This window comes from Streptomyces capitiformicae (assembly GCF_002214185.1).
Taxonomy (GTDB): Bacteria; Actinomycetota; Actinomycetes; order Streptomycetales; family Streptomycetaceae; genus Streptomyces; species Streptomyces capitiformicae.
Window position 1 is genome coordinate 7,662,567 of record NZ_CP022161.1, and the last position, 16,680, is coordinate 7,679,246.

The window sequence follows — 16,680 nt, forward strand, 5'->3', positions numbered from 1 at the left end:
GCCGTACGAGCAGTACGTACGGCAAACGCCTCGGACCCCGCGGCCCGCCGGTACCGCGGCGGAACGTACGTACGAGAAAGTGAGCCAGATCCCGTGTCCGCAGTCAGCGATCGCCTTCCCACCTTCCCCTGGGACAAGCTGGAGCCGTACAAGGCGACGGCCGCCGCGCACCCCGGTGGCATCGTCGACCTCTCCGTCGGCACCCCGGTCGACCCGGTGCCCGACCTGATCCAGAAGGCGCTGGTGGCCGCGGCGGACTCGCCGGGTTACCCGACCGTCTGGGGCACGCCCGAGCTGCGCGACGCGATCACCGGCTGGGCCGAGCGCCGCCTCGGCGCCCGCGGGATCACCCACCACCACGTCCTGCCGATCGTCGGCTCCAAGGAACTGGTCGCCTGGCTGCCCACCCAGCTCGGCCTCGGCCCCGGCGACCGGGTCGCGTACCCGCGCCTCGCCTACCCGACGTACGAGGTGGGCGCCCGCCTCGCCCGCGCCGAGCACGAGGTCTACGACGATCCGACTGCCCTGGACCCCACCGGCCTCAGGCTTCTCTGGCTGAACTCGCCCTCGAACCCCACCGGCAAGGTCCTCTCCAAGGCCGAGCTGACCCGGATCGTGGCGTGGGCCCGCGAGCACGGCATCCTCCTCTTCTCCGACGAGTGCTACCTGGAGCTGGGCTGGGAGGCCGACCCCGTCTCCGTTCTCCACCCCGACGTGAACGGCGGCTCGTACGACGGAATCGTCGCGGTCCACTCCCTCTCCAAGCGCTCCAACCTGGCGGGCTACCGGGCGGCCTTCCTGCTCGGCGATCCCGCCGTGCTGAACCCCCTCCTGCAGATCCGCAAGCACGGCGGCATGATGACCTCCGCCCCCACCCAGGCGGCGGTCGTGGCCGCCCTCGGTGACGACGCTCACGTCCGCGAGCAGCGAGACCGCTATGCGGCCCGCCGCACCGCCCTCCGTCAGGCCCTGGAGAACCACGGCTTCCGCATAGAGCACAGCGAAGCCAGCCTCTACCTGTGGGCCACAAGGAACGAGTCCTGCTGGGACACGGTCGCCCACCTCGCCGACCTGGGCATCCTCGTCGCCCCCGGGGACTTCTACGGCGAAGCCGGCGAGTGGTACGTCCGCGTGGCCTTCACGGCGACGGACGAGAGGGTGGCGGCAGCGGTGGAGCGCCTGGCGTAAGCGATAGAGCGCCTGGGGGAGGCCGTAGAGCGCCTGGGTGGCAGAGAGCCTGGGTGGCAGAGAGCCTGGCGTGGCAAGCCGAAAGGGCCCGGGGGAGACCCCGGACCCCTTCACCTTCACCGCGAAACCCGGACGTCAGCCCAGGGGGTTGCTGCCCGGCAGCTGCCCGGCCGGCAGCCCACTCTTCGTGGCGGTCCGGGTCGTGTCACCCAGGACGTCACTGGTGGAGCCGACGGTCTGCCCGGCAGCCTTCTGCGCGACGGGCGTCGTCTTCTTGACGGCCTTCCCGCTGGTCTTGACCGCCTTCGCACCGGTCTTGCTCACGGACGGCAGGGTCTCCTTGGCCGCCTTGTTTCCGACACCGCTCGCGACCCCGGTGACGCTCTGCGTCGCGCCTTCAACGGTGCTACCGGCGTTCGCCGCGTCGACGGCGGACAGACCGCCGAGGTTCGGGGTGGCGGGGAGTTCGGGCGCCGCGCTCGCGGAGCCGGCCGCACCGACCACGGAGGCCGCTCCCGCTGCGGTGAGCAGCGCGACACGGGCGATCCGGCGGGTCAGGGGGAGGGACATGGTGCTCCTTTGACGGAAGAGAACGTTGAAGTGTCCGGCCGTTCCCGGGAGTTGACCGTCGAGTCGAGTGGATGTCGAGTCGATCGTTCCGGGCTCGGACGCAGTGACTACCGCTCGAAGGCCGTGAAGGTTGCGGCGACCCGACGTAAAGAGTTGGCAATACGTCGCATTATCGAATGGGGATGAAGGCGGACAAACGCCACCCGGTCCGAAAGTCTGCTGAATCCTTACGGCCCTTTGTTCTCAAGGATTGTCGTGAGACGGGGGTGAGGGTGCGAAAACCTGCGCCCCTCGTCGACACGGTGCGTCGCGCGTACCCCGCACGGGTGAGCCGTGCCCTCTACTGTCCAGTGACGATTCGGACCTCGGCGGGGGAGCCGGCCGCCCCCTCGGCCCGGCGCCACGCGCCGGCCCGGCCCTCGGCGACCCACTCCCGCCCCGCGTACGAGACGCGCTGCACACCGAGCCGGGACGAGTTGGCCACGGCCCAGTGCGCCAACTCCCAGCCGCGCTGCCGGACTTCGTCGGCGTCCCCGGCGTCCGAGACGGGGATGGTGACGGTGCCGGCGACGGGGGAGGCCGTCGGGTCGGGGCTCGTTTGCGCCTGCGCCTGCGGCGAACCACTGGCGGCAGCGTTCGAGGTATCCGAGGAACCCGAGGAACTCGAGGAACCCGAGGAACCCACCACGGCCCCCGCTGTGTCGAACATCTCGTCCATCTCGTCCATCTCGTCCATCTCGTCCATCTCGTCCCCGAAGTCCCGTGCGAGCGCGCTGCGCACCGCCTCGGGACCGCCCGCGTAGGCGGCGGTGGATGTCTCCTGGCGCCCCTCGCAGGTCAGCGTGGCCGCCGCCCGGCCGGTCAGGGCGGCGGCGAGCAGCGCGGCGTCCGGCTCGTGCTTGGCGTACGCCTCCGGGTAGCCGCTGCGCTGCACGCGCTGGGCGGCGACGGTCAGCGGCAGGTCCTCATACCCGTCCACTTTGACCAGATGGTCGTAGAACTCGCCCGCCGCGTACACCGGGTCCTGGATCTGCTTCTCGGTGCCCCAGCCCTGCGACGGCCGCTGCTGGAACAGCCCGAGCGAGTCCCGGTCGCCATGACTGATGTTGTGCAGGGCGGACTCCTGGAGCGCCGTCGCCAGCGCGATGGTCACGGCCCGCTCGGGAAGGTCGCGCGAGGTGCCGACCGCCGAGATCGTCGCCGCGTTGGCCGCCTGCTCGGGCGTGAACTCGTACGACACCCCGTCGTCGGCGCCCGACACGACCACGCACCGCGGTGTGCCGTTGCCCCCGGTCAGGTACTGCATCGTGAGATACGCCCCGAGCGCGAGCAGGACGACGAACGCCGCCGCGAAACGCAGGAAGCAGCCACCGCGACGGCGACGGGAATGAGGAGAAACGGTGTACGGCTCTGACACGCGGTACAAGGTACTGGAGGGTAACGGCCGTCCGTCGGGGGTTGTGGACAGTAGTACGGGAGGTGACCGGATCCGATCGCAGCCACCACCACGGCCCGCCCCAGCCGCTCCACCGCTCGCGGTCCCGCCCGCCTCAGCGCTGGGGCGGCGAGGGCGGTGACGTTGAAGACGAGGCCGCGCCTGGCGGCGGCGGGGCAACCGCCCGCGCGCCACGCGGCCCCAGGCCCCGAGCACCCTCGGCCCCGACGAGCGCGGCCACGGCGGCCACTCGCCGACGAGCTGGGCGCCGATGCCGGCAGCCGGGGCGATTCCTCCCCGGCGGACACGGCCCGCTCCCGCATATGCCGCCGCCCAGCGCCGCGCATGCTGCCTGCCCGCCCGCGCGTATGCCGTCCGCCCGGTCTCGGGCATGCCGTCCGCTTGGTGTCGTGCACGCTGCCCGCCTGCTCCCGCGCATGCCGCGTGCCCGGCCTCGTGCCCTGCACCACCTGCGGACACCCCCTGCCCAGCCCTCGGAGCAGCCGCAGACAGCCCACAACCTAACGAAGCACTACTAGCTGCCTTCCGACTCCGGTCAACTCCCCCTGCCCACGCACGCTACGGTGGACCGACCAGCCGAACTGTTCGGCATCGACCCGCGTTCCACGAGGTGGGGGCACAGCAACGCCATGGCACAGGGCACGGTCCAGGTGACGCACACCGGTACATCGCGGTGGCGGCGCCGCACGGGTGAGTACTCGTCGCTCGCCGCGGCCCTGGAGGCCGCGAGCGACGGCGATGTGCTCATCGTCGCTCCCGGCACGTACCGGGAGAACCTCGTCGTGCAGCGCGGGGTCACGCTGCGCGGCCCGGAGGGCTCGCCCGGCTCGGTACGCATCGCGCCCGTGGACGGGGTCCCGCTGACGGTGTCCGCCTCGGCCGTGGTCCAGGACCTGCATGTGGAGGGCCAGGACGCGGCGGCGCCGGCACTGCTCGTCGAGGACGGTGCGCCCGAGCTCCTGGACCTCAGGATCGTCACCCGTTCCGCGACCGGCATCGAGGTGCGCGGGGACGCCCGCCCGACGGTGCGCCGGTGCACGGTCGACAACCCGGCCGGGATCGGTATCGCCGTGGTGGACGGCGGCGGTGGCGTCTTCGAGGAGTGCGAGGTCGTGGCTGCCGGGCAGGCCGGCGTCGCGGTGCGCGGCGGCGGCCATCCACGTCTCGACCGGTGCCGGGTGCACCACACCTCGGGCTCGGGCCTGACGGCGACCGGCGAGAACTCCGCGCTGGAAGCGGTCGGCTGCGAGGTCTACGAGGTCCGCGGCAGCGGCGTACAGATCACCGGCCGGGCCACGGCACACCTCACCGACTGCGATGTGCACCGTACGACCGCGGACGGTGTCACGCTCGACACGGACGCCGTGCTGACCCTCGCGGACTGCCGCATCCACGACATCCCGGAGAACGCGGTGGACCTCCGCTCGCGCTCCGTGCTCACGCTGACCCGCACGACGGTACGGCAGTTCGGGCGCAACGGACTGTCGGTGTGGGACCCGGGCACCCGCGTGGACGCCAACCAGTGCGAGATCTTCGACAGCACCGGCGACTATCCGGCGGTCTGGGTCAGTGACGGCGCCACGGCCGTGCTGGAGTCCTGCCGGGTGCACGACGTGCCGGACGCGCTGTTCGTGCTCGACCGGGGATCGCGCGCGGACGTCGTCGACAGCGACCTGTCGCAGGTGCGGAACACGGCGGTGTCGGTGAGCGACGGCGCGACGGCACAGCTCGACGACTGCCGGATCCGAGACGCGGCGACGGGCGCCTGGTTCCGCGACCACGGCAGCGGGGGCACGCTCAACGGCTGCACGGTGGACGGCACGCAGACCGGCGTGATCGTCACCAAGGGGGCGGACCCCACCATCGAGCGCTGCACGGTGACCTCGCCCGCCGAGGCGGGCTTCTATGTCTCGGCCGAGGGCCGGGGCAGCTTCCTCAACTGCCGGGTGACCGGCAGCGGCGGCTACGGCTTCCACATCATCGACGGCTGCCGCGCGACGTTGCGCAAGTGCCGTACGGAGCGCTGCGCGCGCGGCGGTTACGAGTTCGCGGACGGCGGCCCCGGAACCGCGGGCAGCGGGCCCGTGGTCGAGGACTGCGCCAGCGACGAGAGCGGAGGGGTGCGGCCCTCGGCGGCACGGGAGACCGCCACGCAGACCACGGCCCAGTCCCCCGGCCTGCTGAGCTCGATCCCGGCCCAGCGCACCGCCGAACCGCTGCCGACCGCCCCCTCGCCCGCCGCCGAGCCCGAGAAGCCGACACGGACGTCGAAGGACGTGCTCGGTGAGCTCGACGCGCTGGTGGGCCTGGACAGCGTCAAGCGCGAGGTGCGCGCCCTGACCGACATGATCGAGGTGGGCCGCCGTCGCCAGCAGGCCGGCCTCAAGGCGGCGTCCGTCAAGCGGCACCTGGTGTTCACAGGCTCCCCCGGCACCGGCAAGACCACGGTCGCCCGTCTCTACGGCGAGATCCTGGCCTCGCTCGGTGTCCTGGAGAAGGGGCACCTCGTCGAGGTGTCCCGCGTCGACCTGGTCGGTGAGCACATCGGCTCCACGGCCATCCGCACCCAGGAGGCGTTCGAACGGGCCCGCGGCGGTGTGCTGTTCATCGACGAGGCGTACGCGCTGTCGCCGGAGGACTCAGGGAGGGACTTCGGCAAGGAGGCCATCGACACGCTGGTGAAGCTGATGGAGGACCACAGGGACGCCGTGGTGGTGATCGTCGCGGGCTACACGGCCGAGATGGAGCGCTTCCTCACGGTCAACCCAGGTGTGGCGTCCCGCTTCTCACGGACCATCACCTTCGACGACTACGTCCCGGACGAGTTGCTGCGGATCGTGGAGCAGCAGGCCGAGGAGCACGAGTACCGGCTGGCGCCGGGCGCGGGCGCGGCACTGCTGAAGTACTTCACGGCGATCCCCAAGGGCCCCGCCTTCGGCAACGGCCGTACCGCACGGCAGACCTTCGAGGCGATGGTCGAACGGCACGCGGGACGGGTCGCCCAGGTCGACGAACCGAGCACGGACGACCTGACGTTGCTGTACGCGGAGGACCTGCCGGAGCTGCCGTAGTCGGACTGGCTGGGGTGAACCCGAGGGGGTAATCCCCACCACAGGTGGGGCGGCCGCCGGATGGGGCGGGAGTGGTGCGGCGGACAGCATGGTCGGCATGACGCATCGCACTCGACGAGCCCTGGTCCTCGCCCTCTCCGTCTCGGCCGCAGCCACCACGCTGACGGCGGTCACCGGCCCCACCGCCTCCGCCTCACCCGCCCTCGACTGGCGACCCTGCGCACAACCCGGAGGTCCCGCCGGGCAGGAGTGCGCCGAGTTGCCCGTACCGCTGGACTACCGAGACCCGGACGGCCCGCAGCTCACGCTCGCCGTGTCCCGGTTGCGCAGCGAGCGACCCGAGGCCCGGCGCGGCACGCTGCTGGTGATCCCGGGCGGCCCCGGCGGTTCCGGCGTCCGACGGCTGACCCAGCAGGGGAACGCGCTGAGCCGGGAACTGGGCGGCGCCTACGACATCGTCAGCCTCGATCCGCGTGGCGTGGGCGGCAGTACCCGAGCGCGCTGCCAACTCCCCGCCGACGACCGGAACTTGGTGGCGCTGCGGTCCTGGCCCGCGCCGGACGGGGGCATCGCCGAGAACGTGGCACGGTCCCGGCGTACCGCCGAGGCCTGTGCGACGAACGGCGGGGCGGTGCTGCGCAGCCTCACCACCGCCAACGAGGTGCGTGACATCGACCGCTTCCGGCAGGCGCTGGGTGAGGAGCGGCTGTCGGCGCACGGCGTCTCGTACGGGACGTATGTGGGCGCCGTCTATGCGCAGAAGTACCCGGAGCGGACCGACCGTTGGGTGCTGGACAGCCTCGACGACCCCGATCCGCGACGGGTCGCCCGGCGCTGGCTGGCGAACTCGGCGCAGGGCGCGGAGGACCGGTTCCCGGACTTCGCGGCCTGGGCCGCGGACCCGGCCCGGGAGACGGAAGATCTGCGGCTCGCCGAGAAGCCGGAGGACGTACGGCCGTTGTTCCTGTCCTTGGCGGACGAACTGGATCGTGCGCCGCGGACGACCACCACCGAGGGCGTCCCCCTCACCGGCAACCGGCTGCGGCAGGCGATGCAGACCGCCCTGTACAATGACGCCTCCTTCGATGACCTGGCCCTGCTGATACGGCAGGCCCGGGACCCGAAGGCGATGCCGGTCCTCACCCCTGACGTGGCGGGGCCCATGAGCGACGAGGACGCGGCGGTCACCATGGCGGTGGTCTGCAACGACGTACGCTGGCCGGCGTCCGTGGCGGCGCACGAGCGGGCGGTGGCCGCGGACCGCGCCCGGTATCCGCTCACGGCCGGGATGCCGGTGAACATCACGCCGTGCTCCTTCTGGAAGAACCGGCCCGTGGAGAAGCCGACCCGGATCACCGACGAGGGTCCCTCCAACATCCTCCTGGTCCAGAACCGGCGGGACCCGGCCACTCCCTACGTCGGCGCCCTGAAGATGCGGGCCGCGCTCGACGACCGGGCCCGGCTCGTCTCGGTGGAGCGCGGCGGCCACGGTGTCTACCTGAACACGGGCAACGAGTGCGGCAACGACGCCGTGACGACGTTCCTGCGCACGGGGCAGCGCCCCGAGCGGGACATCTCCTGCTAGCACTGCCGGGGACCCGGTACCTCCGGGCCGATCCGTGCGAGCAGTCGTTGGCGTTCGTCGGCGAAGGTCGGGTCCGCCTGGTAGTCGGAGTGGCCGAGGATCGGGGCGGGCAGTGGGTGGGCGGCGGTGCGGCCGTAGGCGAGGGGGTCCTGGAGGGGCTCGGCGTCGACCTGCGGTCCGCGGTCGCCCGGCAGCCGTACGGGGCCGCCTATCGGGTCGGTGCGGCGGTACAGGTTGCGCCAGCAGTCGAGCTCGCGGTGCAGGGAGGTCAGGGCCGTCGGGCCGAAGTGGGCGGGGAACCAGCGGCCGTACAGTCGCTCCAGTGGTGAGCCGTAGGTGAGCAGCGCGACCCGGCTGCGGACCGACGGGGTCAACTGCCAGGCGGCGGCCGCCGCGAGGACGCTGCCCTGGGAGTGCCCGGAGATGACCAGCCGTCCGCCCGTGGTGCTCGTCCAGGTGGCCATCCGCCAGGTCAGGTCCGGCACGGCGCGCTCGGCGTAGCAGGGCGGTGCGAAGGGGTGCGCGGCGCGCGGCCAGAACGTGCCCACGTCCCAGAGGATGCCGATCGTGCGGCGCGCGGAGGCGTCCTTGTAGGCCCGGCGGCCCCAGGTCACGAACAGCAGGAAGCCGACGCCGATCAGCCAGGAGCCGAGCGCCTGCGCGGTCTGGGCGGCGCCGGTGACGAAGGCGGGCGCATGGTGGGCCGCCCTGGCCGGCGTCTCGCCCGTCGTCATGGCGCCCACCAAGGCTGCGGCACCGAGGAGCAGCGTCACGGTGGAGAGGACTCCGATGATCCGTGGTGCTCGGTCGGTCAGGGCCGCCATGGCACGCGTGCGTGCGATGCGGCGGGTGCGGGCGGCGTCACGGGATTCGTGCTCGTCGTTCAGGCGTTCCTTCCCTGGCCCGCGCTTGCGGGGTGCGGCTGCTACCGGTGGCACGTACTCGTCCTCCACCGCTCGCATCTCCTCCCGTCGCAGCACCCATGTGCGCCGGGCCAGCCAGGCCAGGAGGGTCAGGGCGACCAGGAGGAGGGGTGGGATGACGGCGGCCTGCCAGGTGAGGAGTACGGGTGGACCGGGGAGGGGGTCGGTGGTGCCGCCCAGCCAGTCGGCGACGCGTTGGGCGACACCGGCGGACATCACGCCGCCGAGGGCGCAGGCGAGCATCGCGACGGCGGGGCCGGCGAGACCGTACATCGCGGTGCGCGGGTCGGGGCGGGAGCGGTACAGGAGGTGGGCGACCACGCCGAGCGCGATGACGAGCAGGCTCTGGACCAGCGTGATCCCGCCGAAGGTCAGGTCTCCCGGCAGTCGTTCCGTCGAGGTCCAGTCGGGGCGCGGCCAGCCGGCGTAGACCATGGCGAGGACGAGCAGGGCGATCGAGCCGGTGGGCAGGCGGCGGACCAGGTGCTCGTCCAGGTCCTTGTCGAGGCGGTTCTCGGTGCGTCCCCTGCGGCACACGACCCACACCACGACGACGGCGCCCAGCACGAGCGTCGCGTTCAGCAGCCGACCCAGGAGTTCGAGAACGGCGGGGCCGCCCGCCCGACGGTCGTGGTGGGCTGCGGAGGTGCCGACAGCCGCCGCGATGGTCAGGAACCCTGCCGCCGCGTGGGCGGCCCGCAGTCTGGCGACCAGTCGGCGCCCGTACCAGAAGCCGGGTCGGCCGAGAGCGACGCGCTCGGTGTCCGCGTCGACTACGGGCTGAGCGGTGGCGGGCCGGGGGACGCCGTCCCGGTCCATGGGCCGCTGGGACTCGTACTCGCTCCAGGTGCGGTGGGACAGGTACCACAGGAGGACGGTCAGCGCGGTGGGCGCGAGGGCGGCCAGGGCGAGGCGGCGGCCCGGCCGGCTCCACCAGCCGTCGCCGGAGACATCCGGGGACAGGAAGCCGAGCCAGGTGTGCGCCTCGGCGCACGCGCGCGTGCCCGCGCACTGCCAGGCGGTGAGATCAAGGGCGACCTCGCAGACGGCGGCGACGAGCAGCACGGTCAGGGTCAGGCCGGTCAGGCGCACCAGAACGCCGTAGAGACGTACCGTTCGCCGTCGGTTCAAGGTGTGGGGGCGCATCCAGTGGGCGAGGTTGACGACCATGAACGGCAGCAGCAACAGCCACAGGGCGCGCGAGCCGTTGCCCGAGGTGAGGTTGGACCAGACGTAGGCCTCGGGCACCGGTTTGCCGCGGTAGTCCGCGGGCCGGGCTTCCGCGTCGGCGTCATCGATGCGGCGGAAGACGGCCGCCGTGTCGTCGCCGGTGACCCGGACCGTACGGGGGTCGTCCAGCATGCGTTCGGGTGTGGTGCCGCCGACTCCGTGGACGAGGAGTTCGAGGGCGGTATGCCCTGCAACTTCTGTATGTCTCTTGTCTTCCGTATGCCTCTTGTCTTCCGTATGCCTCTTGTCTTCCGTATGCCTCTTGTCGTCCGTCGTGTCGTCCGTCGTGCGATCCACTGTCCCGCTTCCCCCGTGATGCATCGCAAGCAGATGTGATGTACAGGCACAGATGATCGCCGCTGAGCGGGATTCGCACACCTGTGGTCACCGAATCTCCCCGATCCGTGTGATAGTGACGGGCGCGAGGACGGCGCGTGACGTGCCCGCCCATGTTCGGGTAGTGGCGCCACCTGCGGTGTGACGTGCTTATATGGGACGTCCTCGGGACCGGGGACAGGGGGAATGTCCTCGTCGAAGGGGGTATGGGAGGCGTGTCGAGCGTGATGGGGCGAGAGGACCGGAGCGAGCGTGAGTGAGAACCAGAACCTCCTCGCGGAGCAGCGTCGTGCCCTGATCCTCGACGAGGTGCGCCGGCGGGGCGGGGTCCGGGTCAACGAGCTGACGCGCAAGCTCGGCGTGTCGGACATGACGGTGCGCCGCGATCTCGACGCGCTCGCCCGCCAGGGCGTGGTGGAGAAGGTGCACGGCGGCGCCGTACCAGTGGCCGAGGCGAGTACGCACGAACCGGGCTTCGAGGCGAAGTCCGGGCTGGAGCTGAGCGCCAAGGAGGACATCGCGCGGGCCGCCGCCGAACTGGTGGTGCCGGGGTCCGCGATCGCCCTGTCGGGCGGTACGACGACGTACGCGCTCGCGCACCGGCTGGTGGATGTGCCGGACCTGACCGTGGTCACCAACTCGGTGCGGGTCGCCGATGTCTTCCATGCCGCCCAGCGCTCGTCGGGGCCCCGGCAGGGTGCGGCGACCGTCGTGCTGACCGGTGGGGTGCGGACTCCGTCGGACTCGCTCGTGGGGCCGGTGGCCGATCAGGCGATCGCGGCGCTCCACTTCGACGTGCTGTTCCTTGGTGTGCACGGGATATCGGTCGAGGCCGGCCTGTCCACGCCGAACCTTGCGGAGGCCGAGACAAATCGGCGGCTCGTGCAGTCGGCTCGGCGAGTGGTTGTCGTGGCCGACCACACGAAGTGGGGGACGGTGGGGTTGAGTTCGTTCGCGGCGTTGGAGCAGGTCGACACGTTGGTGACGGATGCGGGGTTGGCTCCGCAGGCTCGGGCCGAGATCGCTGAGCATTTGCGGCGCCTGGTGGTGGCTGGGGAGGACGACGACGGGGTCGATCTTTGAGAGTGCTCCTGCCAGGGAGCCCTCAGTCCGTCCATACGCCCGTCTCCAGCAGCGCCTCGATCGCCTTTGTGTACGGCGCGATGTCCAAGCCCTGTTCCGCCAGCCACTCGTCCGAGTAGTACTTGTCCAGATAGCGATCGCCCGGGTCGCACAGGAGGGTTACCACGCTGCCCTGGCGGCCCTCGGAGACCATCTCGGCGACGATCTTCAGGGCGCTCCACAGGCCCGTGCCCGTCGAGCCGCCGGCCCTGCGGCCGATGGAGTGTTCCAGGGCTCGTACGGCGGCGACGCTGGCCGCGTCGGGGACCTTCATCATGCGGTCGATGGCGCCGGGGACGAAGCTGGGCTCCATGCGGGGGCGGCCGATGCCCTCGATGCGCGAGCCGCCGTCGCAGGTGACGTCCGGGTCGCCGGTGGTCCACCCCTCGAAGAAGCAGGAGTTCTCGGGGTCGGCGACGCAGAGGCGGGTGTCGTGCTGGGTGTAGTGGACGTAGCGCGCGATGGTCGCCGAGGTGCCGCCGGTGCCGGCCGTGGCGACGATCCAGGCGGGCTCGGGGAACCGCTCCAACTCCAGCTGGCGGAAGATGGATTCGGCGATGTTGTTGTTGCCGCGCCAGTCCGTCGCCCGTTCGGCGTAGGTGAACTGGTCCATGTAGTGGCCGCCCGTCTCGGCCGCGAGGGCGGCGGCGGCCTCGTACATCTTCCTGGAGTCGTCCACGAAGTGGCAGCGGCCGCCGTGGAACTCGATCAGGCGGATCTTCTCGGCGCTGGTCGTGCGCGGCATGACGGCGATGAAGGGCACGCCGATGAGCCCCGCGAAGTACGCCTCGGAGACGGCCGTCGAACCGCTGGACGCCTCGATCACGGGGCGGCCCGGCCGGATCCAGCCGTTGCAGAGGCCGTAGAGGAAGAGGGAGCGGGCGAGGCGGTGCTTGAGGCTGCCGGTGGGGTGGGTCGACTCGTCCTTGAGGTACAGGTCGATGCCCCAGTGCTCGGGCAGCGGGAAACGCAGCAGATGGGTGTCGGCGGAGCGGTTGGCGTCGGCCTGGACCTTGCGGACGGCTGCTTTGAGCCAGCTCCGGTACTCCGTGTCGCTGTGGTCGACGTCGAGGGTCGCGCCCGGGCGAGTGGTCTGGGGGGTGCTCACGGCGTACTCCTCACGCATTGCGCCGACGGCGTGCGCGTCGGACGTCCCGATGATAAACACCTTCCGCACGCTTCTCACCTGCATAAACATGCCTTTGGGTAGCTCAAAGGCACTCCTGTGACAGCGATGCGCGGGGCGCATGGGGGGCGCATGCCGCGCGTGCGCCGGAACGCCGCCCCCGGCCATCCGTGCGCACTGGTGCTCGACGACAGGGACGTGCAGACTTCACGGCACGGACACAAGTCGATCCGGACCGGGCGACGCAGGGGACGGAGTCTCTCGGGCACACTGGATCACGGTCACGGTCACGGTCCGTGCCGGATCACGACTCAAGGACGACCGAAGCGCACTAGGGGGCGGAGCACATGGCGGAGCCGGAGTTCACGGCCACGGGCGTGCGGATCGGGAAGCGACTGCGGCAGCTCACCCGGGCGGGGCAGGTCCGGATAGAAGACGGCCGGCTGCAGTTGCTGACCAGTTACGGCAGTGAGATCGACAGCGCTCCCGTGCAGGCGGTGCGGGCGTCGAAGCCGTGGTTCTCGCCCGAGGACCGGGCGTTGGCCGACGTCAACGGGACCCGTTACACGCTCACCCTGAACGAGCACGACCCGGCTCCTGGGAAGCCCGGGCCGCCCTCGGCACGCAGGTTCATCGAGGCGGTGCGCAGGGCCGCGGGACGCGGCGGCTGACGGACCGCGAGTTGCGGGACCGTACCCCCTGGGTCACGCTGTTCTCACGTCACTCTGGGTTTACCGGCGATAACGCTGCGAACCAGCCCGCCGGCCACGACAGCGGGCGGCGGTTCGTACGCGGCCGCCCCACGAGCAGCGCGGCAGCCCCGGCGGCCGCCCCCACGGGCGGCAGTCGTTCAGCAGGCGGCCGCCCCACAGCAGGCGGCGTTCTTCGCCCAGCCACCTCGCTGGATCCGTACTCCGATCTTCTTCCGGACTCAACTTCGGGGAGTCGCAGCCGTGATCAGCCAGCACAGCAGGCACTGCACGGTGGAGCTCCAAGCCCTGCCGTCGCGGATCGGCCAGGTCCGCAGAATCGTCTCTGCGCAATTGCGCTACTGGCACCTGGATCCCTTGATAGAGCGGGCCGTACTCGGGGTGACCGAGCTGCTGTCCAACGTCCACCGGCACGCCGAGCCGGACAAGATGTGCACCGTGGAGATCGAGCTGCTCCTCGGTCGGCTCACGGTCTCGGTGCACGACAACGACCCGCGTCTTCCGGTCGTCCAGGACGCTGAGCTCTTCGCCACCAGTGGGCGCGGTCTCGCGATGGTCGCCGCGGTGAGCGAGAGCTGGGGTGTCAGGCCGCACGGCGAGTCGGGCAAGGTCGTGTGGTTCACGCTCCCGGCGTCCTCGGCCGCGGTGCCGAAGATCTCGCCGTACGACGCCGGACAGCCGCAGCCCCAGCAGTGCGACGCCGGACGGCGTCCCGCCACGCGCGGGCGCAGGTCCGAACACGCTCCCGCCCGGTCGGCCGTCGCAGGCTGACCGGGCGGTGACCCACTGGCCGCTGGGACGACCGGTACCTCACTCGGTGGCGATGGCACGCAGCACGTCCATGCGTGCCGCCCGCCGGGCCGGGCGCAGACCTGCCGGCACTCCGGCCGCGAGTCCCACGAGGGCCACCCCGGCGAGTTGTGTCGGCGCCGGCGCGAAGGCGAAGGCACTGCCGCTCGCGCCGTCGGAGGAGACCAACAGCGCGGCCATGCCACCGCCGAGGACGGCTCGGCATCGACAGCCCGCTGATCACCCGGTCGCCCTCGAGGAACGGGAAGCCGATCCCGCCTTGCCGGTGGTCATGCCGCACCGCCCTTGCCCGTAGGGCCGAACCGCTCGTCCAGGACGGACAGTCGACGCCAGTACTCGTCCTCGTCGATCTCACCGGCGGCGAAGCGGTGGCCGAGCACGGTGATGGGTGAGTTGTCGTCGGCGGCGGGCCGCCGAGGGCCGCGTCGTCCGCGCCACACCGAGCGGCGCAGCAGCGCGATGCCGCCGATCACGACGGCCGCCCAGATGAGCGGGAAGAGGAGGATCCACGGGCCGGGCCCGCCGTCGGCGAAGTGAGCCAGGGTCTGCATCTCGAGTCATCTCCCGAGTCGGTTCGTTCGGTTCGTTCGGTTCGTTCGGTTCGTTCGGTTCGTTCGGTTCGTTCGGTTCGTTCGGTGATGCTTCGAGACTGGCGCCGGAAGAGGGTCGGGGTCGTCGTACGGCCAGCGGCGGTGTGCGTACCTCGTGGGGCGTACGCGGAGCTGTTTGCGCTGCTCCCGAAGGCGTCGACTTCTGTAACTACTAGTATGTACAGTGGAGTCATGAGCACCTCGGAGCGTCTGATCGAGTCCACCCGCGAGCTGCTGTGGGAGCGTGGCTATGTGGGCACCAGCCCCAAGGCCATCCTGGAGCGCTCGGGTGCCGGACAAGGCAGCATGTATCACCACTTCAGGGGGAAGCCGGACCTCGCGCTGGCCGCGATCCGGCGGACGGCCGAGGAGCTGCGGGCCACCGCGGCGGGAGTACTCGACGGGCCGGGCTCGCCGTACGACCGTATCGAGGCGTATCTGCGGCGCGAGCGCGATGTGCTGCGCGGCTGCCCCGTCGGGCGGCTCACCATGGACCCGGATGTGATCGCGAGCGACGAGCTGCGGGCACCGGTGGACGAGACGCTCGACTGGTTGCGTGAACGCCTCGCCGGACTTGTCGAAGAGGCCAAGGAGGAGGGGCGGTTCGCGCCGGAGCTGGACGCGGAGGAGATCGCCGCGACGATCGTGGCGACCGTGCAGGGCGGTTACGTCCTGGCCCGTGCCTCGGGATCACCGGCGGCCTTCGACGCGGGGATCCGCGGGCTGCTCGCCCTGCTCCGCACCGCTCGATAGCCCTGTCCGACGCGACACTTGGAGGCACTTCATGCTGGCCATGCAGTACGAGATCACCTTGCCCGCCGACTACGACATGGACGTGATTCGCGCCCGCGCGACCGGCAACGGCCCTCTGCTGGACGACTTTCCCGGACTGGGGCTGAAGGCGTACCTCATGCGGGAGCGCGGAGTGGACGGGTCGCCGGTCAACCAGTACAGCCCGTTCTACCTCTGGAACGCCCCGGCGGGCATGAACGCCTTTCTCCTGGGCCCCGGATTCCAGGGGCTGTCCGACCACTTCGGCCGCCCCCGGGTGCGCCACTGGACGGGCCTGGCGTACCAGGAGGGTGGCAGCGCCGGCGCCACGCCCCGGGTCGCCGTGCGCCGCCGGTGGAGTGTGCCGGACGACGCGCGGCTCGCCGAGGTCACGGCGGAAGCGGTGTTTGAGGCCGGGCGGCTGGCCTCGCTCGGCGGGGCGGTGTGCGCGGCGGCGGGGGTCGATCCGTACCACTGGGAGATGGTGCACTTCTCGCTCTGGGAACACGACTCCCCCAAGGCCGAGGGCGATGTCTTCCAGGTGCTGTACCTGAACACGCCCGAGCGCGAGAGGCTGTCGTGCGACCGGCTGGCCCGATCGTGTTGATCTCTGGCCCACCCACCACTTTCGGCCACGGCGTGCGTGTCGAGGATGGGAGGTGACAGGCCACCGCACCCGGATCCGAGGAGAGGCCCGCCCATGGCACTGGAAATGCGCGACCGCTGCGAGCGCTGTGAGACGGCGACCCTGCCGGCCGACGCCCCGGCCCGCATCTGCTCGTACGAGTGCACCTTCTGCGTCCCGTGCGGCACTGCCATGCGGGACGTCTGCCCCAACTGCAGCGGGGAGCTGGTCGCCAGACCTCGCCGCCGGGCAGCCGCGCAGCCGAGTTAACCTTCCGTGCACCTTCGAGACAGCCAATGTCCCCCTAGTTGCAGTTACCCAAAGCACAACCCCTGTCGTATTCGGAATTATGACTTTCAGTTCTCAGGCGCGGCACAACCTTCGCCTCGCTCCGAGCCTCTAATGGGGCGAATGGACGATGCGCGGGGGGTGACAGCCCCGGAATTCTCTGGGGGTCCGCCCGAATGAGCCGTTCCACCTTTCCCACGGGAGTCTTCCGTGGTTCCCTCGGTTCCACCGAAGATTGTGGGATTGCTCACGGGAACTCGGTGCGCCGGGCGGACAGGG

The 16,680-nt window shown here is 71.2% G+C and carries 15 protein-coding genes; 9 read left to right on the plus strand and 6 right to left on the minus strand.

Features of this window, described 5'->3' with window-relative positions:
- Positions 1-93 precede the first annotated feature (93 nt).
- On the plus strand, positions 94-1,188 hold the full coding sequence (locus CES90_RS34270; protein WP_189784632.1) for a bifunctional succinyldiaminopimelate transaminase/glutamate-prephenate aminotransferase: 1,095 nt from the start codon (positions 94-96) through the stop codon (positions 1,186-1,188).
- Positions 1,189-1,323: 135 nt separating this feature from the next.
- On the opposite strand, the gene CES90_RS34275 is transcribed toward CES90_RS34270, so the two are convergent.
- Both CES90_RS34275 and CES90_RS34280 read right to left on the minus strand, forming a co-directional pair.
- Positions 1,324-1,758, minus strand: coding sequence for an ATP-binding protein (locus CES90_RS34275; RefSeq protein WP_189784631.1), 435 nt, complete (start codon positions 1,756-1,758; stop codon positions 1,324-1,326).
- 340 nt (positions 1,759-2,098) lie between these two features.
- On the minus strand, positions 2,099-3,175 hold the full coding sequence (locus CES90_RS34280; RefSeq protein WP_189784630.1) for a heavy metal transporter: 1,077 nt from the start codon (positions 3,173-3,175) through the stop codon (positions 2,099-2,101).
- A 668-nt stretch (positions 3,176-3,843) separates the two neighbouring features.
- On the opposite strand from CES90_RS34280, the gene CES90_RS34285 reads away from it, so the two are divergent.
- Positions 3,844-6,285 carry a right-handed parallel beta-helix repeat-containing protein gene (locus CES90_RS34285; RefSeq protein ID WP_189787449.1) on the plus strand — a complete coding sequence of 814 codons (2,442 nt, stop codon included), beginning with the start codon at positions 3,844-3,846 and terminating at the stop codon, positions 6,283-6,285.
- Between the two features lie 88 nt (positions 6,286-6,373).
- Positions 6,374-7,870, plus strand: coding sequence for an alpha/beta hydrolase (locus tag CES90_RS34290; RefSeq protein ID WP_373313590.1), 1,497 nt, complete (start codon positions 6,374-6,376; stop codon positions 7,868-7,870).
- Here CES90_RS34290 and CES90_RS34295 read toward each other — a convergent pair.
- Entirely contained in the window at positions 7,867-10,155 is a 2,289-nt protein-coding gene (locus CES90_RS34295) for a hypothetical protein (protein ID WP_189787442.1), read from the minus strand. The two genes, CES90_RS34290 and CES90_RS34295, sit on opposite strands and share 4 nt — an antisense overlap.
- A 456-nt stretch (positions 10,156-10,611) precedes the next feature.
- On the opposite strand from CES90_RS34295, the gene CES90_RS34300 reads away from it, so the two are divergent.
- Positions 10,612-11,442 carry a DeoR/GlpR family DNA-binding transcription regulator gene (locus CES90_RS34300; RefSeq protein WP_189787441.1) on the plus strand — a complete coding sequence of 277 codons (831 nt, stop codon included), beginning with the start codon at positions 10,612-10,614 and terminating at the stop codon, positions 11,440-11,442.
- Between the two features lie 22 nt (positions 11,443-11,464).
- Here CES90_RS34300 and cds1 read toward each other — a convergent pair whose 3' ends face one another.
- Entirely contained in the window at positions 11,465-12,589 is a 1,125-nt protein-coding gene (gene cds1 / locus CES90_RS34305; RefSeq protein WP_232791339.1) for an L-cysteine desulfhydrase Cds1, read from the minus strand.
- A 365-nt stretch (positions 12,590-12,954) separates the two neighbouring features.
- Between cds1 and CES90_RS34310 the strand changes: the two genes are divergently transcribed.
- Both CES90_RS34310 and CES90_RS34315 read left to right on the plus strand, forming a co-directional pair.
- Complete coding sequence (locus CES90_RS34310; RefSeq protein ID WP_189787440.1) at positions 12,955-13,278, plus strand: hypothetical protein; 324 nt, start codon at positions 12,955-12,957, stop codon at positions 13,276-13,278.
- A gap of 282 nt (positions 13,279-13,560) precedes the next feature.
- A complete protein-coding gene (locus CES90_RS34315) occupies positions 13,561-14,088 on the plus strand; it encodes an ATP-binding protein (protein ID WP_189787439.1) in 528 nt (175 codons plus the stop codon).
- Positions 14,089-14,127: 39 nt separating this feature from the next.
- Here CES90_RS34315 and CES90_RS34320 read toward each other — a convergent pair whose 3' ends face one another.
- Positions 14,128-14,307, minus strand: a complete 180-nt coding sequence (locus tag CES90_RS34320) for an ABC transporter permease (protein ID WP_229914355.1) — start codon at positions 14,305-14,307, stop codon at positions 14,128-14,130.
- 89 nt (positions 14,308-14,396) lie between these two features.
- On the minus strand, positions 14,397-14,678 hold the full coding sequence (locus CES90_RS34325; protein WP_189787438.1) for an SHOCT domain-containing protein: 282 nt from the start codon (positions 14,676-14,678) through the stop codon (positions 14,397-14,399).
- A gap of 231 nt (positions 14,679-14,909) precedes the next feature.
- On the opposite strand from CES90_RS34325, the gene CES90_RS34330 reads away from it, so the two are divergent.
- The 3 genes from CES90_RS34330 to CES90_RS34340 all read left to right on the plus strand — a co-directional run bounded on the left by CES90_RS34330 (position 14,910) and on the right by CES90_RS34340 (position 16,383).
- Positions 14,910-15,470: a TetR/AcrR family transcriptional regulator gene (locus CES90_RS34330; protein ID WP_189787437.1), complete on the plus strand. Its 561-nt coding sequence runs from the start codon at positions 14,910-14,912 to the stop codon at positions 15,468-15,470.
- A 31-nt stretch (positions 15,471-15,501) separates the two neighbouring features.
- On the plus strand, positions 15,502-16,095 hold the full coding sequence (locus tag CES90_RS34335; protein WP_189787436.1) for a DUF4865 family protein: 594 nt from the start codon (positions 15,502-15,504) through the stop codon (positions 16,093-16,095).
- Between the two features lie 93 nt (positions 16,096-16,188).
- A complete protein-coding gene (locus CES90_RS34340) occupies positions 16,189-16,383 on the plus strand; it encodes a DUF1272 domain-containing protein (RefSeq protein ID WP_189787435.1) in 195 nt (64 codons plus the stop codon).
- Positions 16,384-16,680: the final 297 nt, after the last annotated feature.

Coding starts and splice junctions, on each gene's coding strand:
- CES90_RS34295 (WP_189787442.1), bottom strand. CDS start 10,155: ATGCTGGACGACCCCCGTACGGTCCGGGTCACCGGCGACGACACGGCG.
- CES90_RS34320 (WP_229914355.1), bottom strand. CDS start 14,307: ATGGCCGCGCTGTTGGTCTCCTCCGACGGCGCGAGCGGCAGTGCCTTC.
- CES90_RS34330 (WP_189787437.1), top strand. CDS start 14,910: ATGAGCACCTCGGAGCGTCTGATCGAGTCCACCCGCGAGCTGCTGTGG.
- CES90_RS34325 (WP_189787438.1), bottom strand. CDS start 14,678: ATGCAGACCCTGGCTCACTTCGCCGACGGCGGGCCCGGCCCGTGGATC.
- CES90_RS34275 (WP_189784631.1), bottom strand. CDS start 1,758: ATGTCCCTCCCCCTGACCCGCCGGATCGCCCGTGTCGCGCTGCTCACC.
- CES90_RS34340 (WP_189787435.1), top strand. CDS start 16,189: ATGGCACTGGAAATGCGCGACCGCTGCGAGCGCTGTGAGACGGCGACC.
- CES90_RS34285 (WP_189787449.1), top strand. CDS start 3,844: ATGGCACAGGGCACGGTCCAGGTGACGCACACCGGTACATCGCGGTGG.
- CES90_RS34290 (WP_373313590.1), top strand. CDS start 6,374: ATGGTCGGCATGACGCATCGCACTCGACGAGCCCTGGTCCTCGCCCTC.
- CES90_RS34335 (WP_189787436.1), top strand. CDS start 15,502: ATGCTGGCCATGCAGTACGAGATCACCTTGCCCGCCGACTACGACATG.
- CES90_RS34310 (WP_189787440.1), top strand. CDS start 12,955: ATGGCGGAGCCGGAGTTCACGGCCACGGGCGTGCGGATCGGGAAGCGA.